Origin of the sequence: Microtetraspora sp. AC03309 (genome assembly GCF_020826795.1) — a bacterium.
GTDB classification, from domain to species: Bacteria; Actinomycetota; Actinomycetes; order Streptosporangiales; family Streptosporangiaceae; genus Microtetraspora; species Microtetraspora glauca.
This window is the reverse complement of sequence record NZ_JADDIL010000022.1, coordinates 86,029-103,113: the sequence shown is the minus strand read 5'-3', so window position 1 is coordinate 103,113 and position 17,085 is coordinate 86,029. Positions and strand designations below refer to the sequence as shown.

The window sequence follows — 17,085 nt, the reverse complement described above, 5'->3', positions numbered from 1 at the left end:
TAGTCTGCCGTCATGCCCACCGCACTCATCACCGGCGCGACCGCCGGAATCGGCGCGGCCTTCGCCCGCCGCCTCGCCGCCGACGGCTTCTCCCTCGTGCTGGTCGCCCGTGACGCGGCCCGTCTGTCCGCCTCGGCGGGAGAACTGCGCAAGCGGTACGGCGTGGCGGTGGAGGTGCTGCCCGCCGACCTCTCCCTCGACGAGGGCGTGACGAGGGTCGAGGAGCGCCTCAGGCAGGGTGTCGACCTGCTGGTCAACAACGCGGGGTTCGGGCATCCCGGCGCTTTCCTCGACGTCCCCGTGGACGAGGAGGTGACCATGCTCCGGGTCCACTGCGAGGCGGTGCTGCGGCTCACGCTGGCCGCGCTGCCCGGGATGCGGGCACGCGGCCGGGGGGCCGTGATCAACGTGGCGTCGGTGGCGGCGTTCTTCACCCGCGGCACCTACAGCGCGTCCAAGGCCTGGGTGGTCAACTTCAGCGAGTCCGTCGCCGCCGAGGCCGGCGACCGCGACGTGCGCGTCATGGCCCTCTGTCCCGGATTCGTCCGTACGGAGTTCCACCGGCGGGCCGCCATGGACGTGTCCGGCATCCCGGGCTTCCTGTGGTTGTCGGCCGACCGGGTCGTGGCCGAGGCGATGCGCGACCTCGCCCGCGGCCGGAGGGTCAGCGTTCCCTCGGCCCGCTACAAGGCGATCGTGTCGGTCGGCAAGCTCGTCCCGCGGAACCTCGTCGGGCAGGTCTCCGCCCGCATCGGGCGCCGCTGACCCGGGCCGCCCCCGTCACCTCGGCAGCTTGGCCGGTATCCGGTACACCGCGTAGTCGCCGGAGCGGAAGCGCAGGTTCGCGGCGTCCCCGATCGGCGGTGACCGGCGCTCTTCGACGACGAGCCAGCGGACCCCGAAGCGGTCGCGCAGGTACTGGAAGGCCGCGGCCGACGGGCGGCGGAAGGCCGCGTCGTTCAGCCGGAGGCGCTCGGAGTCCCAGAACGGGAGCCGCAGCACCGACTGGCCGGGCCGCCAGCGGTCCATGTTCGTCAGCGTGTACGCCCATCCCTCGACGAGCGCGCGCCTCTCGGACAGCGCGGTCACCCAGAAGTGGCGGCTGTCGCAGGGGTCCTCACGGCCCCAGACGCAGTGCGCGTTGGTGGCGACCAGGTCCTCCGGCCGCGAGTGGGCGCGCAGCCACCGCCCGGCGGCGAGCGCCCCGCGCGGCACCTTCTCCCTGTCGGGGTGGACCACCCGCGCCGCGGCGGGGTCGGCTCCGGGGTCGTCGCCGAGCGCGAGCGCGCGCGCCTGCCAGGACGCCGGGACGCCCATGGCCGCGACCATGGACAGCGCGAGCGACCAGGCGCGCACCCTGCGCCGCCGCAGCGCGAACGCGGCCGCGGCCGCGAGGATCGCGACGGCGAACACGACGGCGAACGGCAGGTAGAGCACGGCCTCGGCACGGCCCGGCCCCAGCGGGACGACGACGCCGGACAGCACGCGGATCAGGTGCGCGACCACCAGCCCCGAGGCGACGGCGCCCGCGACCGCCCAGCGCGACGGCCGCTCCCCCTTCGTCACGACCAGGAACCCGTACGCCGAGAGGATCGCGAGGTACGGATAGATCGCCTGGAGGAAGTACCCCTCGTTCAGGTAGGTGCTGCCCAGCAGGAGCACGGCGCCGACGCCCGCCGCGCACATGCCGAGCATGAGGACGACGGGCGGCCCCAGGAGCAGCCGGGGGCGGCGCAGCAACCCGGCGATCCCGCACCAGGTGACCGCCCAGCAGATCAGGTAGACCGCGGTCATCCCGGCGAGGGAGGCCGGTGACGGCTGCGCCGCGTCGCCCAGCCCAGCGAGCTTCACCCACGTCGTGCGCACGAAGGACAGCGGGGCGACGATCATCCCCTGGCGGCCGCCGCCGTACAGGACGACCTGCGCGAAGGCCAGGCACGCGAGGGTCGTTCCGAGCGTGGCGAGCACGGCCCACGGCGGACGCCGGTCCCGGACCGCCCGCACCGCGCCGACCACGACCAGCCCGGCGAAGAGCAGCGGCAGATGGGTGGCCTTGGCCCCCATGACGGCGATCATGAGGACCGCCAGCAGGACCCACGCGCCCCGGCCGCCGCGCCCCTCCAGGAGGTCGGCGAGCACGAGGACGACGGCCGCGAACAGCAGCGCCCCGAATATCTGCGACGGGCTCCCCCATCCGCTCGGCTGGAGACCGTTCCACAGGAGCAGCCCGTCGGTGTTGGCGTACAGGCGCGGCATGGACACGAAAAGGGTTCCGGCGACGGCGAGCGCCGCCGCGACCCGCGATCCGGTGACCCGGTGCCCGATCATCCCGATGAGGGCGGCGAAGGCGGCCAACATCGGCAGGACGGCCAGGCGGAAGAGCAGCACCATCGGCTCGATGCCCGTGACCCAGCTCGACGACGCGAGGTGGGCGTAGACGAACCAGTGGTAAAGGAGCGGCTCGCCGGCGACCGTGGGCTCCTCCGGCGGCATGTGGTGCTTCAGCTCGCCGACGAGGCCCAGGTGGTAGGGCATGTCGAAGAGGGAGGCGCCGGCCCGGGGCCAGGTCAACGCGTTCGCGTCGAAGAAGCTCGTGGCGCTCCACCAGGTGAGGTAGACGACGACCAGCGCGAGGAACCAGGACCACCACCGCGGCGCGGCGGGCCCCGGCGGCAGGCGCCTCCAGTGGCGACGCAGCCGTGGGACGGCCAGGAAGGCGGCGTAGACGGCCGCCGGCCAGAGCAGGACGAGCAGCGGATGGCCCGCCGCGCGGGCGGCGATGTACGCGGGCACCTCGATCGCGTATCCCAGCGTCACGCCGAGGGCGAGTTCCTCCCCCGGCGTGCGGCCGGCGTCCTTCCCGTCACCTCTGACCGCTCCGTACAGCGCCCTGACCAGCAGGACGCCGGGGAGCGCGAGGGCCAGCGCGAGATAGAGCCCGAAGACGGCGAGATCCCGGATCGACACACCGTTGAGCCCCAGCACCGTGGCCGCGAACACGAGGGCGAGCGCCGCGGGCGCCCACCGGGCCAGGCGGGATCTCCGATGCCGTCCGGCGCGCCTTCCCCCGCCGATGGACGGGCCCGCCGCGATGGTCCTGACCATGCGGAGAGTCTGGCGGCGGGCGCGCCCTCGTGCCGTCGTCTTTGCCAGTACTTCACCCGGCGCGGGGCGGGTCAGAGCCGTTCGACGTTGAAGCCCCTGCAGCGGTCGCGGGTGTCGAAGACGAAGGTGCCGGCGCGTTGGACCAGCTCGTAGTCGAAGCAGTCGTGGTCGGTGAGGACGACGACCGCGTCCGCCCGGGCCAGCTCGTGGTAGGACGCCTCCGCGAGCTCGATCCCGGCCGGCAGCCGGCCGAGATCGATGTGCGGATCGGCCGCCCGCACCTCCGCGCCCAGCTTCGCCAACGCGCGGGCCACCTCGATCGCGGGAGACTCCCGGCAGTCGCCCGCGTTCTTCTTGTACGCGAGGCCGAGCAGCAGCACGCGGCTGCCCTTGACCGGCTTGAACCGCTGGTTGAGCGCGAGCGTCAGCCGGTGGACGACGTGCTCGGGCATGTGGTCGTTGACGTCGTTGGCCAGCTCGACGAACCGGAAGTTGTGCCCCAGGCTGCGCTTGACCTTCCAGGACAGGTACGACGGGTCGATCGGGAGGCAGTGCCCGCCGACTCCCGGTCCCGGGGTGAAGCGCATGTAGCCGAACGGCTTGGTCGAGGCCGCGTCGATGGCCTCCCAGACATCGATCCCGAGCTGCTGCGCGAAGATCGACAGCTCGTTCACCAGGGCGATGTTGACGTGCCTGAACGTGTTCTCCAGGAGCTTGCACAGCTCGGCCACCTGGAGCGACGACACCGGGACGACCTGCTCCACGATGGCGCCGTAGAAGGCCCGGATCCGGGCGAGGGACGCCTCGTCGAGGCCGGAGACGACCTTCGGGGTGTTCTCCAGCCGCCAGCGCGCGTTGCCCGGGTCGATCCGCTCCGGGCTGTAGCCGAGGAAGAAGTCCTCGGGGGCCCGCAGCCCCGACCCTTCCTCCAGGATCGGTCGAAGGTACTCCTCGGTGGTCCCCGGATAGGTCGTCGACTCCAGCACCACCAGGGAGCCGTGCCGTACGAACGGGGCGATGGACCGGCCGGCCGAGGCGATGTGGCGCAGGTCGGGTGCGCCCTCGCTCAGTGGCGTCGGCACCGTGATCACGCAGACGTCGAACCCCTCGGCGCCCGCGTAGTCCGTTGAGACGTGATAGCGGCCGGACCGGTGCGCGGCGGCCAGCACGTCGTCACCGATGTCCTCGACGTAGCTCTCGGCGGCGTTGAGGCGTTTCACCCTCCACTCGTCGAGGTCGATCCCCACGACGTCGAACCCGGCCTCGACCGCCCGCATCGCGAGTGGCAGGCCGACGTATCCCTGGCCGATCACGACCAGCTTCTCTCCCACTTCCAAGGACCCCCGTCATTTCCAGATCAGATGTCCCGACTCTAGAAGTCAGGAGATCCTGAACCCCCGAAGGCAGATTCGGCGTGTCGCCCGCCACGCCCGGCATCGGGCGAACCGCCGTCATAACGTCGCCCCGCGGACAGACGCAATCGACTTTCGAACAGAGGGGCCGCTTCGCGCGAGGGAAGAAACACGCCGGGGTCTGCCGGCATGAGTCCGGATCGTGTGGCCGAGGCGACTTCCGACCCCGGTAAACGCCCGGCAAGGAGCCCGATGCTTTTCGGCAAAATCGACGGGCCGCGCGGGACCGTTGATCGGTTTCCCCGTAAATTCGAACGGTCAACCGGTCGCTGCCGCCATAGGTTCCTGTCGCCCCTCCACGCGAGGCGGCTGATGTGCCCCACAGGTGACGCCCGTCACGGCCATGTCGCCGGTCGGAGCCCCGCCCGAAGTGAGGAGGGCCGCAGAATCGCCGCGCTCGCCGGACACCAACCCACGCCGAACAATACGAAAGCGTGAACCGAATGAAGCGAGTTGCGATAGTGCAATCGAACTATATCCCTTGGAAGGGATATTTCGATCTCATCGCCCATGTCGACGAGTTCATCCTTCTCGACGACGTGCAATACACCAACAGGGATTGGCGTAATCGCAACCGCATAAAGACGGCCACGGGCCCTCTATGGCTCTCTATTCCGGTAGGGCGCGGAAGCCGGAGCCTGCTCATCAACGAGGCGACCGTCACCGACCAGTCCTGGCGTGAGAAGCACTGGCGAACACTCACACACGCCTACCGGAGGGCCCCCTACTTCGACGAGTACGCCACAGCCCTGGAAAAAATGTACCGAGAATGCGAAGGAAACAGGCTGTCCGAAATCAACAGGCACTTCCTCGAAGGGCTCTGCTCGATCCTCGGCATTCAGGCCAACCTGCGCCAGTCCACCGACTACGGTGCGACGGGATCCAAAACCGAGCGTCTCGTCGACCTGTGCCGGAAGTCGGGAGCAACCCGATACATCACCGGCCCGGCCGCTCGAGCCTACTTCGACGAAACCATCTTCCAGAATGCGGGAATCGAGACTCAATGGTTCGACTACTCGGGCTATCCCGAGTATCCGCAACTCCACCCGCCCTTCGACCATCACGTGAGCGTTCTCGATCTCATCTTCAGCACCGGACCGAACGCCAAGAGGTATCTGAAGATCGCCACTTCCACGAGGGTGCCGTGAAGCGTCGTCACCCCAGCCTGCCCGCCCGACCGGGCTTTCACGATCTTGATGCGCCAGTTGTGGATCGAGATGAGGAGACGGCCAACCGCCGGACCTTCGGCGAGGCGGTCGGCCACCGCGCCCACCGCGCCCACCGCGCCCACCGTGGCCCACACGTGCCGTAACACTTCTCGTTCCGGGCCGGCCGAACTGGCAACGCCGTCCGCGACCGGGTCGCCACCTGGGCAGTCGACCAGGTGGCGACCCGGTCGCGGTACTCGTCATCGACGAGACCGGCGATTGGAAACAGCACCCAAGCTGTGGATGCGGCCGATGTACTCCCCCAGAACCCCCGACGGCGATGGGTCGGGCGGCGGAAAGGAGCGCCACCATCGAGGCGATGGTGGCGAATCCCGCGGCCGTGGTCTCCCCTGCCGCGAAACCGCGGCGACACGCCATAGAGCGGGCGCGCCCAGCAGGAGCCCGAAGATCCCGGCGAGGAGTGGCGACACGGCGCGGCGGGCGTTCACCGTCCGAGCGCGTTGCTCTCGAATCTCCGCGTCAGCTGTTTGTCGTCGACCATCACACGCGTCCGACGGTCACTCCGGGATCAGCTCCAGAAAGAGGCGGATCACGGTGCCGTCGAGCGTGCGGAGTCGCACGCAGTTGTCCCGGTTGAAGCACCGGCCCCGCATGATGTCCACCATTCGCCCGACCGTCATGATCTGGTCCGGGTCAAGGTACCCGAGTGCCTCGAACTCGCTGGTCGTGTGTGCGGTGGCCTTGTCGTGATCCTGTTCCTTCGGTGTGAGCGCGTCCGCGCACAGCAGCGGCCACGAACTCCGGAACAGTTCGACGGCGGCGTCCTCGACCTTTCGATAGAGCGAACCGCCCGTGTCGTGCGGGTGGACCGGAACCTCTTCCTGCGCGAGCACCGGACCCGTGTCGACTCCCTGGTCGACCATGTGCAACGTCGCACCTGCCGGTGTTCCGTCGATGATCGACCAGATCGCCGTCCGCCGCCCCCGGTTGTATGGGAGCAAGGAGGGATGGAGGTTGACGATCCCACGCGGAAACGCGTTGATGAGCTCCGACGTGAATATGTGCGCGAAATACAGGGAGATCCCCAACTCCGCGCCGAGCCCTGCGATGCGGCGCGCCGCCTCTCCGTTCCTGAGCATGTCCCCGGTGAGGACGAGGCCCGCTCGCTCCAGGTCGGGGAACAGGCTCCTGATCTCGTCTGCCCGACGCTGCTGCCCGGGAGCGTTGAGGACGACCGCGGCCACCTCCGCGTCCGGCCTGCCATGAAGCCACGTCGCGATCTCAAGACCAGTCCGGTCATTACAGAATAGGACGATCCGCATGTTTTGTTCCCTGGAAATTGGCTTGGTGATTGTGCGAGAGCTGAGCGCTCCGAGCCGTCAGCGCACGGCGCCCGGCGGCCCGCCGTGACAGGGCCCCAGGGCGCGCGTGAATTCCATGATCGGTTCCACCGCTGTGCCGGCATCCGCATGGCGGACGACCACAACCGCCCTACGATCAGGAAGTCGTGGCCCTGAGCCCGCGCCACCAGTCCTCGTGGTCGCGATACCACCGCACGACCTCGGCGAGCCCCTCGTCGAAGTCGACCAGAGGCTCGTAGCCGATCGAACGGATCTTGCCGGAGTCGACGGAGTAGCGCAGGTCATGGCCGAGCCGATCCGGCACGTGCTCGACCATCTCCCAGCCGACGCCGAAGGCCTCGAGCAGCCGGCGGGTCAGCTCCAGGTTGGTCAGCTCGACCCCGCCGCCGATGTTGTAGACCTCTCCCGCGCCGCCCTTGTCGACCACGGTCTGGATGCCCCGGCAGTGGTCGTCGACATGCAACCATTCGCGCACGTTGCGGCCGTCGCCGTACATCGGGACGGGTCGGCCGTCGATGAGGTTGGTGACGAAGAGCGGGATGACCTTCTCGGGGTACTGGTAGGGGCCGTAGTTGTTGGAACATCTGGTGACGCGGACGTCGAGGCCGTACGTCCGATGGTAGGCACGGCAGAGCAGGTCGGCGCCCGCCTTGGCGGCGGAGTAGGGCGAGTTCGGCAGCAGCGGCTCGCATTCGGTCCACGAGCCCTCCTCGATCGACCCGTACACCTCGTCGGTCGAGACCTGGACGACCGTGCGCACGTCGTGGTCGAGTGCGGCCTGGAGCAGACACTGCGTGCCCTGCACGTTGGTGACCACGAAGTCGCCCGCGCCGGTGATCGAGCGGTCCACATGCGTCTCGGCGGCGAAGTTGACGACGATGTCGTGGCCGGGCACCAACTCGGCGAGAAGGGCGGCGTCGGTGATGTCGCCGTGGACGAAGGTGAGCCGGGCGGCCCCCTCGACCGGCCGCAGGTTCGCCATGTTGCCCGCGTAGGTGAGCTTGTCGAGCACCGTCACGTGGGCGTCCTCGTAGCCGGCGTACGCCCCGGTGAGCAGCGACCGGACATAGGTGGAGCCGATGAATCCGGCACCCCCCGAGACCAGGATCCTCATGCGCGCACCTGAACCTTGCTGTGGTCTCCCACCATGAGCTGACAGGCGTTCGGCACTCCGGCCGCCTTCGTGACCTCGACATTACGGCCGATGAGGGAGCGACTGAGCCTGCCGACGCCTCTGATGGCCGACTCGCCCAGGACGATGCTGTACTCCACCTCGGCCTCCTCCACCGTGCAGCCGTCCCCGATGGACGTGTAGGGGCCGATGTACGAGCGATCGATCTTGGTATTGGCGCCGATGACCGCGGGCCCACGGATCACGGAATTCTCCACGACGGCGCCGGGGCCGATGACGACCCGCCCGGTTATCTCGGAGAGCCCGTCCACCGTGCCCCTACAGTCGTGCTCGATCGCCTCCAGCACGATCCGGTTGCACTCCAGCATGTCCTCCAGCCGACCGGTGTCCTTCCAATAGCCGGTGACGAGATGTGACTGGACCCGACGGCCGGCGTCGATGAGCCACTTGATGGCGTCGGTGATCTCCAGCTCGCCCCGGGCGGACGGCCTGATCGCGCGTACGGCCTCGTGGATGGCGGGTGAGAACGTGTAGACCCCGACGATCGCGAGATCGCTGCGCGGGTTCACCGGCTTCTCTTCGAGCGCGACGATCTCTCCGTCCGGCCCGAGCTCCGCGACGCCGTAGAACTGCGGCTCCGCGACCCGGGTGAGCAGGATCCGGGCGTCGCAGTCGGCCGCCTCGAAGGCGTCGACCAGGCCGGTGATGCCGTCGATCAGGAAGTTGTCCCCGAGATACATCACGAAGGGGTCGTCGGCGAGGAACTCCCTGGCGATCAGGACACAGTGCGCGAGGCCGAGCGGGGCCTCCTGCTCGATGTAGGTGATGTCGAGCCCGAAAGCCGAACCGTCGCCGACGGCCTCGCGGATCTCGTGCGCCGTGTCGCCGACGATGACGCCGACGCTGGTGATCCCCGCCTCACGGATCGCCTCGAGCCCGTAAAAGAGCACCGGCTTGTTCGCGACAGGGACCAGCTGTTTCGCCGACGTGTGGGTCAGCGGGCGCAGTCTGGTCCCCTTGCCGCCCGCCAGAACGAGTGCCTTCACCGCTCTTCGAGTCCTTCCATGCTTTTGGATCCCTCATTGAAGAACGCATGGCCGCAGCGACCATCTGACCGGTCGAAATTACCGAGGGCTCGAATCGAGAACGTCGCACCGCAGGCCGCTTTTGCCGAACGGTGTTGCACATGTTGCCAGGGCTAGACGTTGCAGACGCCCTCCCGCTACCGGAAGGTCCATGCTCGGTGTATCGCGTAACTCAGCGGCGGACTCATCAGGATTATCAGGCCCTGAGCCACCATGATGGGAATCCCGGCGAACTCCACCAGAATGGGCAGACCGATGACGGACAGGCCGAGGAAGCTCAGCCCGACGGCGTAGAAGCGCAGGTAACCGGACAGCCATCCCACGCCGGAGACCTTGAAGACCACCAGCCGATACGCCGGATAGACGAGCACCACGGTGATGAAGTGGCTGACCACGACGAGGAAAAGGTAGGGCACCGCATTCTTGGCGACCAGCAATCCTAGGCAAAGAAGAGCGTAATACACCCCGGCCGTCATGGCACCGGCCAGCAGGTATGTGATGCGCTGGCCGAGGAAAGCCGGGATCAGGGCCCGTCGCACCGTCGGGTTCTCCCGGGCACTACGGCTTTTGAGTTCGAGCATATTAGGGTCACTCCGGGTCTGCTGTCGACGGCCGATCAGGGGGAGTGTAATCGTCGGCGAGAATGAATCGGGGGATCAATGTCGGTGTCGGTGGTAATTCCGTGTTATCGCTCAGCGCGGACCCTTCCGCCGCTGGTCGCCAGGCTCATGCCGGTGCTGCGCGACGTGTCTCCCCATCACGAGGTGATCCTCGTCGTGGACGGAAGCCCGGACGACACCTGGACCGTCGCCTCCGACCTGGCACGCCGGGTCGAGGGCGTGCGTGCCCTCCACCTCTCCCGCAACTACGGCCAGCACAACGCCCTGGTCGCGGGCATCAGGGAGGCCAGGTTCGACGTCGTCGTCACGATGGACGACGACCTCCAGCACCTGCCGGAGCAGATCCCCCTCCTGCTCGCCGCGCTCGAGGGCGAGCGCCTCGACCTGGTGTACGGCGTGCCGCACGAGGAGGAGCACGGATTCCTGCGCAGCCTCGCGTCCCGCTCGATGAAGGCGGGGATGGCCGCCGCGCTCGGCATCCGCACCGCGCGGGCGATCAGCGCGTTCCGTGCCTTCCGCACCCGCCTTCGCGACGGCTTCGACGGGTTGTCCGGTCCGCACGCGTCCATCGACGTCGCGCTCTCGTGGACCACCACCCGCGTCGACTCGGTGCGGGTGCGCATGAGCGAGCGCGACCACGGCCGATCCAACTACACACCCCGCCTGCTCGTGCGACACGCCGTCACCATGCTGGTCGGCTACAGCGCCGCTCCCCTGAAGGCGGCCAGCTACCTGGGGTTCCTCGCGGGGATCATCGGCCTGCTGCTCGGCGCGGTCGTGCTGTGGAGGTTCGTCACGGGCGACACCACGGTGGCGGGGTTCACGACGATCGCCTCGATGGTCGCGCTCTTCTCGGCGGCGCAGCTCATATCCATCGGGGTGCTCGGCGAGTACGTCGGCCGCATCCACGGTGGCGGGATGGGCCGCCCGACCTATCTCGTACGCGAGCGGGCCGAGACGGCGGGCGACCACCCCGCCGGGCGGCTGTCCGACGACCTCGACGCTCCCGTGGGAGTCGGCTCCGGATCGGGTGACCGGTGAGGAAGACGCGGCGCGGTCGTACCTAACCCCTCCGGCACTAGACGGAGACGCGGTCGGGCTCCGGCGCGGATTCGACCCGCCGGGCCGCGCCCCGGAGGACGCGCCGGCTCAGCACGAACGTGAGCGGGACGGTGACGCACATCGTCAGCGGCATCGCCGCCCAGCTGGCGACCCCCCAGCGGACCAACAGCGTCAGGAGGGCCAGACCGGTGAGGTACTGGACCAGATAGACGCCCGGAAATCGGACGGCGGTACGGATCGACGCCCTGGTGCGGAACACGAAAGCGGCGTTGAGGACGTAGGAGAGAGCGATGCCGAAGAGGAAGACCAGCGAATAGGCGACCGACGGCGGCATCCACCACGCCAGGATCACGAACAGCCCGTACGTTATGCCACTGTTGGCGGCTCCGGCCACGAGAAACCGGACGAACGACGAACCCCTCATGCGCGCGCCGCCTGCCTGGACACGATCCGCTGGAACTCCTCGTACGAGCGGATGTAGTCGTCCGGGTCGTAGTAGTCGGAGGCGAACACGAGGAGCAGGGCGTCGGGCGAGTACCGGTACTGCGTGCCCCAGATCATGGCCGGCATGTAGACGCCGCGGCTGGGGCGGTCCAGCGTGACCTCACGACGGTTGTGACCGTCGTCCAGCAGGACCCCGCAGGACCCGCGCACGCAGATCAGGAACTGCTCACAGCTTCTGTGGGCGTGCTCGCCCCGTACCTCCATGCTCGGCACGTTGAAGACCAGGAAATAGCGCTTGGGCACGAATGGCAGCTCACGTTCGAACTCCCCGACGGAGAGTTCGCCGCGCAGGTCCTTCGTGACGTGCAACTCGTGCAGGCTGGCGGCCCCGACTCCGAGCCCCACCTTCCCCGTCTGCCTGGTGCCGCCGCCCGCGAAAGGCGTGCCGAGATGTTCCCCGCCCGCGACGTATCCCTTGATGCGCGCCGGATTGCCGACCACGATCGCGTTGGGGGGAACCGAACGTGTCACGACCGCTGCCGCCCCCACCATCGCGCCCGTGCCGATCTCCACACCCGGCAGGATCGTGCTGTTCGCGCCGATGGACACGCCGGAGCGGACCAGCGTGCGGGTCGGCTTCTCCGGGTAGACCTTGCTGCGCGGAAAAGCGTCGTTCGTGAAGGTCGCGTTGGGGCCGATGAAGACGTCGTCCTCGATCGTGATGCCGTCCCAGATCTGGACACCGCACTTGACGGTCACGCGATCTCCCAGCACCACGTCGTTCTCGACGAAGACACCGTCGCAGATGTTGCAGTCGGCCCCTATCCGCGCTCCCGGGAGCACGTGCGCGAACGCCCAGACGCGGGTGCCCGCTCCGATGTCCGTGCTCTCGCAGAGGGCCTGCGGGTGGACGAAGGTCTGTTTCATACACGCCCGCCGGTGTGGAGGAGATCGGAGATGGATTCCGGAGCCCCGTCGAAGGAGCGGGCGGAACTCACCAGGGCCAGGGGCCGCTTCTTCGTGTTCTCGTAGCTCCGCCACGCGTACGACCCGATGAAGCCGAGCCCCAGAGTGTTCAGCGCTCCGAAGAAGGTGATGACGAGGATGGTGGCCGTGTATCCCGCCAGCGGGATCTGGCCGGTCAGCCGCATGACGATGACCAGAACGGCGAGACAGCCCGCCACGACGAATCCGAGTGCTCCCAGGATCGTGAGGATCCGGATCGGCAGGTCCGTGAAGGCGAAGACGCTGTCCAGCAGATAGTTGATCTTCTTGCGTACCGTCCAGGCGCTCTTGCCGTACGCTCGCGCGCGCCGCTCGTACGGTATCTCGCAACGCCGGAAGCCGAGCCAGAAGACGAGGCCGACGAGGGAGCTGTTCGCCTCCTCCATCTGTAGGAGTTCGTCCCTGATCCGCCGGTTGCACCCGAAGACGTCGACCCCACCGGGCGGGATGTCGCGCACGACGAAACGCCGGTAGAAGCCCCAGAAGATGTTGGCGGACAGCCGCGACACCCCCGGATCCTCACGCCCCTCCCGCACTCCGACCGCGATGTCGGCATCGTTTACCAGGCGGTCGAGGAATCTGAGCAGCAGGTCAGGCGGCTCCTGGAGGTCTGCGGCGATCGTGGCGAAGTAGTCGCCCCTGGCCGCGCGAAGACCCGTGCGGACGGCCGCGAACGAGCCGAAGTTGCGCGCGTGCAGCAGCAGCTGCGACTGGAACGGCGCCCGCGGCAGAGCCTCCTTGAGCAGGTCGAAGCTGTCGTCCGGGCTCGCGTCGACCACGAAGACGAACTCCATCGGCATGGCGTAGCGTTCCGCGACTATCGCGTTGATGGCGCTGAACTCCGCGATCAACTGCGGCACGAATTCGGCGTTCCGGTAGACGGGGACGATCACTGAGAACATGGCGTCACCAACTGTTGACGCGAGAGATCACTCGCGTGACCTCCTCGTCGGAGAGCTCGGGATAGCACGGCAGAGTCAGGATCGCCTCCGACAGGTCGTCGGTCACCGGGAGTCCGGTCCCGCCGCCGTGGGCGGCCAACACCGGTTGGCGGTGGTCCGGGAGCGGATAGTGCACATCCGTCAGAATCGACGCCTCGGCGAGATGAGCGCGGAGGGCTTCCCTGTCGTCGCTCACGACGACGTAGAGATGGCCGACGTATTCCTCCCCGTGGACGGGAGGGCGGTCCACTCGCGGGTTGCCGATCTCCCGGGAGTACCGCGTGGCGATGTCGCGGCGCCGCCGGTTCCAGCCGTCGAGAAGAGGCAGCTTGGCTCGCAGAATCGCGGCCTGCATCTCGTCCAGACGGCTGTTACGCCCACCCTTGATCTCCGCGCGATACCTCGACCCCCACCCGTACTGGCGCAGACGTCCGACCGACTGGGCGACGTCCGCGCTGCCGGTCACCACGGCGCCGCCGTCACCGAGCGCGCCCAGGTTCTTCGTCGGATAGAAACTGAAGCTCGCCGCGGCTCCGAAAGAGCCGGCGGCTCGACCGCCACGGCGGGCGCCGTGGGCCTGCGCGCAGTCCTCGAACACGGGAACGCCGGCCCGGGCCGTGAGATCCAGGACCGGTTCCATGTCGTGCAGGAGCCCGAAGAGATGGGTGACCACGACCGCGTCAAGGGTGGTCTCTCCGAGGACCTGCTTGAGGTGGACGAGATCCATCAGCTTCGTCTCACGCTCCACGTCGACGAAGACCGGTTCCGCGCCGAGCGCCATCAGGGCCGTCGTCGTGTAGAAGCCGGCGTTCGCGACCGTGGCCACGCGACTTCCCCGGCCGACGCCGAGGGCACGGAGCCCGAGTTCGATGGCGTCCGTTCCGCTGGCGACACCGACGCAGTGGCCCACGCCGCAGTACTCGGCGAACTCCCGCTCGAAGGCCTCGACCTCCTTGCCCAGGACGTACCACCCGCTGCGCAGCACGCGCTCGGCAGAAGTACGCACGGTCGCTTCTGTCGTGATCGCATGCCGGTGGAGGTCGTTCACAGCGATCCGGTCAGCCACATCCGCTCTCCCTGTCTTCACGGCTTGCTGGCGTCAGATGAACGCCGATCAACACGCTGCTCCCCTCGCGCCCGACGGGCGGCGCGGACATCGCCGAACATCTTCGATGCCGCAGTGAAACACGGCAGGTGAGGCGGCAGGGGACGCGCCGTTACCTCTTATCGAGTCATTACGAAACCCTTGCGCCGTGATCGGCCCGCCCTGCCGCACGCATGCGCTCACCCTCGGCGGCCACCGGGAACGTCTGCGGGAACGCGGGAGCCGTCCGGCACCTGGTAAACGGCATAGTCGCCGGAACGGAACCTGGGAATGGCGAATTCGCCGATCCGAGATCCCGGCCCCGTCAGCCGCTCATCGGCGAAGAGCCAGCGCACTCCGTAGCGTTCGGCCAGGAGCCGCATCGATGCCGCGGAAGGTGCGGAAAAGGCCGCGTCGTTCGCCTTCAGTCGCGAGCCGTCCCGGAACGGTAAGTACTCCACCGATTGTCCTGGCCGCCATCGGTCCTGATTGGTCGACGTGAACGCCCACCCCTCGACCAGCATGCGCCGTTCGGACAGTCCGGACACCCAGAAGTGGCGGCTGTCGCAGCGGTCTCCCTGTCCGGGAAGACAATGCTCGTTCGTGGCGACGAGATCGTCGGGGCTCGAGTGCGCGCGCAGCCAGCGCCCGGCGTCCATGGCCCCTTTCGGGACCGTCCGGGGCTGTGCGACCGGATTCGACTCGGCGGGGCCGATCCCGCCGAGCAGGTGCGGGGAGGCGAGGATGTACGCGTGAGCGTCGGCGAGCAGGCCGACGGTCGAGAAGACGACGATCGTCATGGCCGCCGCGCGCAGGCGTCCCCACACCGCGATCAGTGCGGCCGTCACCGGCACGATGACGACCAGCAGCACGACGTAGGGACGGATCAGCAGGTCATCCGGCTGACCTGGGGCGAGGGGCACCCGGACTCGGCAGAGGACGGGAATCGCGTAGGCGGCGGCCAGTCCGGCACAGAGCGCGGCGATCATCGCCGGCCGGGTCAGCCTCGCGCGCCGGGCGACGGCGATGATCCCGTAGGCCGCCGCGATCGCCAGATAGGGATAGGCGCCACAGAGGAAGAAGAACTGACTTCCGCCGGACTGGCCCAAGAGCAGCGCCCCACCGAGACCTGCCGCGCCGATGCCCAGCACGAGGGTCACCGGGGCACGAAGGAGCGAGCGCGGCCGGGTCAGCAGGCCCAGCACCCCGGACCAGGAAAGAAGCCAGACCGGCACCCACACCATGGCCAGGGCGACGAACAAACCCGGCGACGGCCCCCCGGAACCGCTCGATCCCGTGAGCTCCCTCCAGGTAGTCCCGATGAAGTAGAGCGGAGTGACGACCATGGCCTGCCGGACGCCACCGAACAAGACGAATTGCGCATAGAGAAAACACCCCGTGGCGAGCGTCAGCGTCGTGATCGTGGGCCGGGTCAGTCGGCGCCGCCTCACGATCTCCACCGACGCGATCCCCAGCAGACCCACGATGAGCATCGGCAGATAGGTCGCCTTCGCACCCATGACCCCGAGGAGCAGGACGCCCAGCAACAGCGACTCGCGGGCGGCGGCGTTCCCTCGATGACGACGCATGTCGATCAGCACGAGCACGGCGGCGGCGAACAGAAGCGCGCCGAAAGCCTGCGTCGGGCTCGTCCACGCGAGATCGGGAATGCCTTTCCCGCTGAACGACAGGTTGCTCCCGATGTACAGGTTCGGGATCGCGACGAGCATCGCCGCGGCGACGGCGAGCGACGCGCCGGCCCACAGGCCGAGGACGCGCCTGGCCGTCATCCCGATCAAGATGACGAGGGCCGCCAGCATGGGGAGCACCGCCAGCCGAGCCAGCAGCACCAACGGCTCCAACCCGGTGACCCAGCTCGTCGCGGCGAGGTGGGCGTAGACGAACCAGTGATAGAGCAGCGGCTCGCCGGCGACCATCGGGACGGTGGGCGGCATGTGGTGCTTCAGCTCGCCGATCAGGGCCAGATGGTAGAAGACGTCGGCCTCGGAATTGGCGAGCCCCGGCCAGGTCAACACCGTCTGTTTGAGATAGGAGACGGCCCCCCAGGCCACCGGATAGGCGAAGGCGAGGGCGAGTGACCAGGAGTACCAGAGCGGGGCCGTGGTGCGGCTCCGCCGGCTGTTCCAATGGCGGCGCAGCCGAGGGACCGCGAGGAAGAGGACGTACGTGGCGATCGGCCAGATCACCACGAGCCGTGGCGTTCCCGCAGCCCGCGCGCCGATATAGGCGAATGTCTCGATCGTGTAGCCCACGGCCAGGCCGAGGGCGATCTCCTCCGCGAGTGTGCGGGAGCCGCTGTACACGGCTCGGAGCACGAGCACACCCGGCAACGCGATCAGGAGGCCGACGTACACCGCGAAAACGGCGACATCCGTGACGCTGACCCCGAAGTGGAGCACGACTCCCACGACCAGCACGGTCACGGACAGCGCCGGTAGCCACCTCACCGCCTTCCGCACGTGGGCGGGCGACCTGTTCGCGTAGGTCTCTCCGCTGCCCGCTTCCGGTGCGGAACTCAGGAGGGACGGAGCTTCACCCATGTGCGAAAGCCTGGCCACACCGTGCGTCGGCGGCTTCTCGGACACTCGCGGAAGGCAGTGTCCTTGCCGGTCCTTTTATGACGGGTGACGACCGGCCAGGAATG

Annotated in this window: 14 protein-coding genes; 3 read left to right on the top strand and 11 right to left on the bottom strand. The window is 68.4% G+C overall.

Going from position 1 to position 17,085, the window contains the following annotated elements:
- Positions 1 to 12 precede the first annotated feature (12 nt).
- On the top strand, positions 13 to 765 hold the full coding sequence (locus IMZ11_RS15635; protein WP_228642014.1) for an SDR family oxidoreductase: 753 nt from the start codon (positions 13 to 15) through the stop codon (positions 763 to 765).
- 15 nt (positions 766 to 780) lie between these two features.
- Here IMZ11_RS15635 and IMZ11_RS15630 read toward each other — a convergent pair whose 3' ends face one another.
- The gene (locus IMZ11_RS15630) at positions 781 to 3,105 is read right to left on the bottom strand and encodes a hypothetical protein (RefSeq protein ID WP_228642012.1); all 2,325 of its coding nucleotides are present in this window, start codon (positions 3,103 to 3,105) and stop codon (positions 781 to 783) included.
- Positions 3,106 to 3,176: 71 nt separating this feature from the next.
- A complete protein-coding gene (locus tag IMZ11_RS15625; RefSeq protein ID WP_228642010.1) occupies positions 3,177 to 4,436 on the bottom strand; it encodes a nucleotide sugar dehydrogenase in 1,260 nt (419 codons plus the stop codon).
- A 524-nt stretch (positions 4,437 to 4,960) separates the two neighbouring features.
- Between IMZ11_RS15625 and IMZ11_RS15620 the strand changes: the two genes are divergently transcribed.
- A complete protein-coding gene (locus tag IMZ11_RS15620; protein ID WP_228642035.1) occupies positions 4,961 to 5,665 on the top strand; it encodes a WbqC family protein in 705 nt (234 codons plus the stop codon).
- A gap of 578 nt (positions 5,666 to 6,243) precedes the next feature.
- Here IMZ11_RS15620 and IMZ11_RS15615 read toward each other — a convergent pair.
- The 4 genes from IMZ11_RS15615 to IMZ11_RS15600 all read right to left on the bottom strand — a co-directional run bounded on the left by IMZ11_RS15615 (position 6,244) and on the right by IMZ11_RS15600 (position 9,845).
- On the bottom strand, positions 6,244 to 7,008 hold the full coding sequence (locus IMZ11_RS15615; RefSeq protein WP_228642008.1) for a methionyl-tRNA formyltransferase: 765 nt from the start codon (positions 7,006 to 7,008) through the stop codon (positions 6,244 to 6,246).
- 175 nt (positions 7,009 to 7,183) lie between these two features.
- Complete coding sequence (gene rfbB / locus IMZ11_RS15610) at positions 7,184 to 8,161, bottom strand: dTDP-glucose 4,6-dehydratase (RefSeq protein ID WP_228642006.1); 978 nt, start codon at positions 8,159 to 8,161, stop codon at positions 7,184 to 7,186.
- Positions 8,158 to 9,225 carry a glucose-1-phosphate thymidylyltransferase gene (locus tag IMZ11_RS15605; protein WP_228642004.1) on the bottom strand — a complete coding sequence of 356 codons (1,068 nt, stop codon included), beginning with the start codon at positions 9,223 to 9,225 and terminating at the stop codon, positions 8,158 to 8,160. Before IMZ11_RS15605 ends, rfbB begins: the two co-directional genes overlap by 4 nt.
- 176 nt (positions 9,226 to 9,401) lie before the next feature.
- Positions 9,402 to 9,845: a GtrA family protein gene (locus IMZ11_RS15600; protein ID WP_228642002.1), complete on the bottom strand. Its 444-nt coding sequence runs from the start codon at positions 9,843 to 9,845 to the stop codon at positions 9,402 to 9,404.
- 78 nt (positions 9,846 to 9,923) lie between these two features.
- Here IMZ11_RS15600 and IMZ11_RS15595 point away from each other — a divergent pair, with 78 nt between their 5' ends.
- Positions 9,924 to 10,925, top strand: coding sequence for a glycosyltransferase family 2 protein (locus IMZ11_RS15595; protein ID WP_228642000.1), 1,002 nt, complete (start codon positions 9,924 to 9,926; stop codon positions 10,923 to 10,925).
- A gap of 37 nt (positions 10,926 to 10,962) precedes the next feature.
- Here IMZ11_RS15595 and IMZ11_RS15590 read toward each other — a convergent pair whose 3' ends face one another.
- From IMZ11_RS15590 to IMZ11_RS15560, 5 genes are all read right to left on the bottom strand, one after another.
- The gene (locus tag IMZ11_RS15590) at positions 10,963 to 11,370 is read right to left on the bottom strand and encodes a GtrA family protein (RefSeq protein ID WP_228641998.1); all 408 of its coding nucleotides are present in this window, start codon (positions 11,368 to 11,370) and stop codon (positions 10,963 to 10,965) included.
- Positions 11,367 to 12,317 carry a WxcM-like domain-containing protein gene (locus IMZ11_RS45930; protein ID WP_305075878.1) on the bottom strand — a complete coding sequence of 317 codons (951 nt, stop codon included), beginning with the start codon at positions 12,315 to 12,317 and terminating at the stop codon, positions 11,367 to 11,369. Before IMZ11_RS45930 ends, IMZ11_RS15590 begins: the two co-directional genes overlap by 4 nt.
- The gene (locus IMZ11_RS15570; protein ID WP_228641995.1) at positions 12,314 to 13,297 is read right to left on the bottom strand and encodes a glycosyltransferase family 2 protein; all 984 of its coding nucleotides are present in this window, start codon (positions 13,295 to 13,297) and stop codon (positions 12,314 to 12,316) included. Before IMZ11_RS15570 ends, IMZ11_RS45930 begins: the two co-directional genes overlap by 4 nt.
- Positions 13,298 to 13,301: 4 nt before the next feature.
- A complete protein-coding gene (locus tag IMZ11_RS15565; protein ID WP_228641993.1) occupies positions 13,302 to 14,342 on the bottom strand; it encodes a DegT/DnrJ/EryC1/StrS aminotransferase family protein in 1,041 nt (346 codons plus the stop codon).
- 278 nt (positions 14,343 to 14,620) lie between these two features.
- The gene (locus IMZ11_RS15560; RefSeq protein ID WP_228641991.1) at positions 14,621 to 16,981 is read right to left on the bottom strand and encodes a hypothetical protein; all 2,361 of its coding nucleotides are present in this window, start codon (positions 16,979 to 16,981) and stop codon (positions 14,621 to 14,623) included.
- Between the last annotated feature and the right edge of the window lie 104 nt (positions 16,982 to 17,085).

Bases quoted from the DNA above. Each gene is read 5' to 3' on its own strand.
- IMZ11_RS15635 (WP_228642014.1), top strand. From the start codon at position 13: ATGCCCACCGCACTCATCACCGGCGCGACCGCCGGAATCGGCGCGGCC.
- IMZ11_RS15595 (WP_228642000.1), top strand. From the start codon at position 9,924: ATGTCGGTGTCGGTGGTAATTCCGTGTTATCGCTCAGCGCGGACCCTT.
- IMZ11_RS15600 (WP_228642002.1), bottom strand. From the start codon at position 9,845: ATGCTCGAACTCAAAAGCCGTAGTGCCCGGGAGAACCCGACGGTGCGA.
- IMZ11_RS45930 (WP_305075878.1), bottom strand. From the start codon at position 12,317: ATGAAACAGACCTTCGTCCACCCGCAGGCCCTCTGCGAGAGCACGGAC.
- IMZ11_RS15615 (WP_228642008.1), bottom strand. From the start codon at position 7,008: ATGCGGATCGTCCTATTCTGTAATGACCGGACTGGTCTTGAGATCGCG.
- IMZ11_RS15630 (WP_228642012.1), bottom strand. From the start codon at position 3,105: ATGGTCAGGACCATCGCGGCGGGCCCGTCCATCGGCGGGGGAAGGCGC.
- IMZ11_RS15570 (WP_228641995.1), bottom strand. From the start codon at position 13,297: ATGTTCTCAGTGATCGTCCCCGTCTACCGGAACGCCGAATTCGTGCCG.
- IMZ11_RS15620 (WP_228642035.1), top strand. From the start codon at position 4,961: ATGAAGCGAGTTGCGATAGTGCAATCGAACTATATCCCTTGGAAGGGA.
- rfbB (WP_228642006.1), bottom strand. From the start codon at position 8,161: ATGAGGATCCTGGTCTCGGGGGGTGCCGGATTCATCGGCTCCACCTAT.
- IMZ11_RS15560 (WP_228641991.1), bottom strand. From the start codon at position 16,981: ATGGGTGAAGCTCCGTCCCTCCTGAGTTCCGCACCGGAAGCGGGCAGC.
- IMZ11_RS15590 (WP_228641998.1), bottom strand. From the start codon at position 11,370: ATGAGGGGTTCGTCGTTCGTCCGGTTTCTCGTGGCCGGAGCCGCCAAC.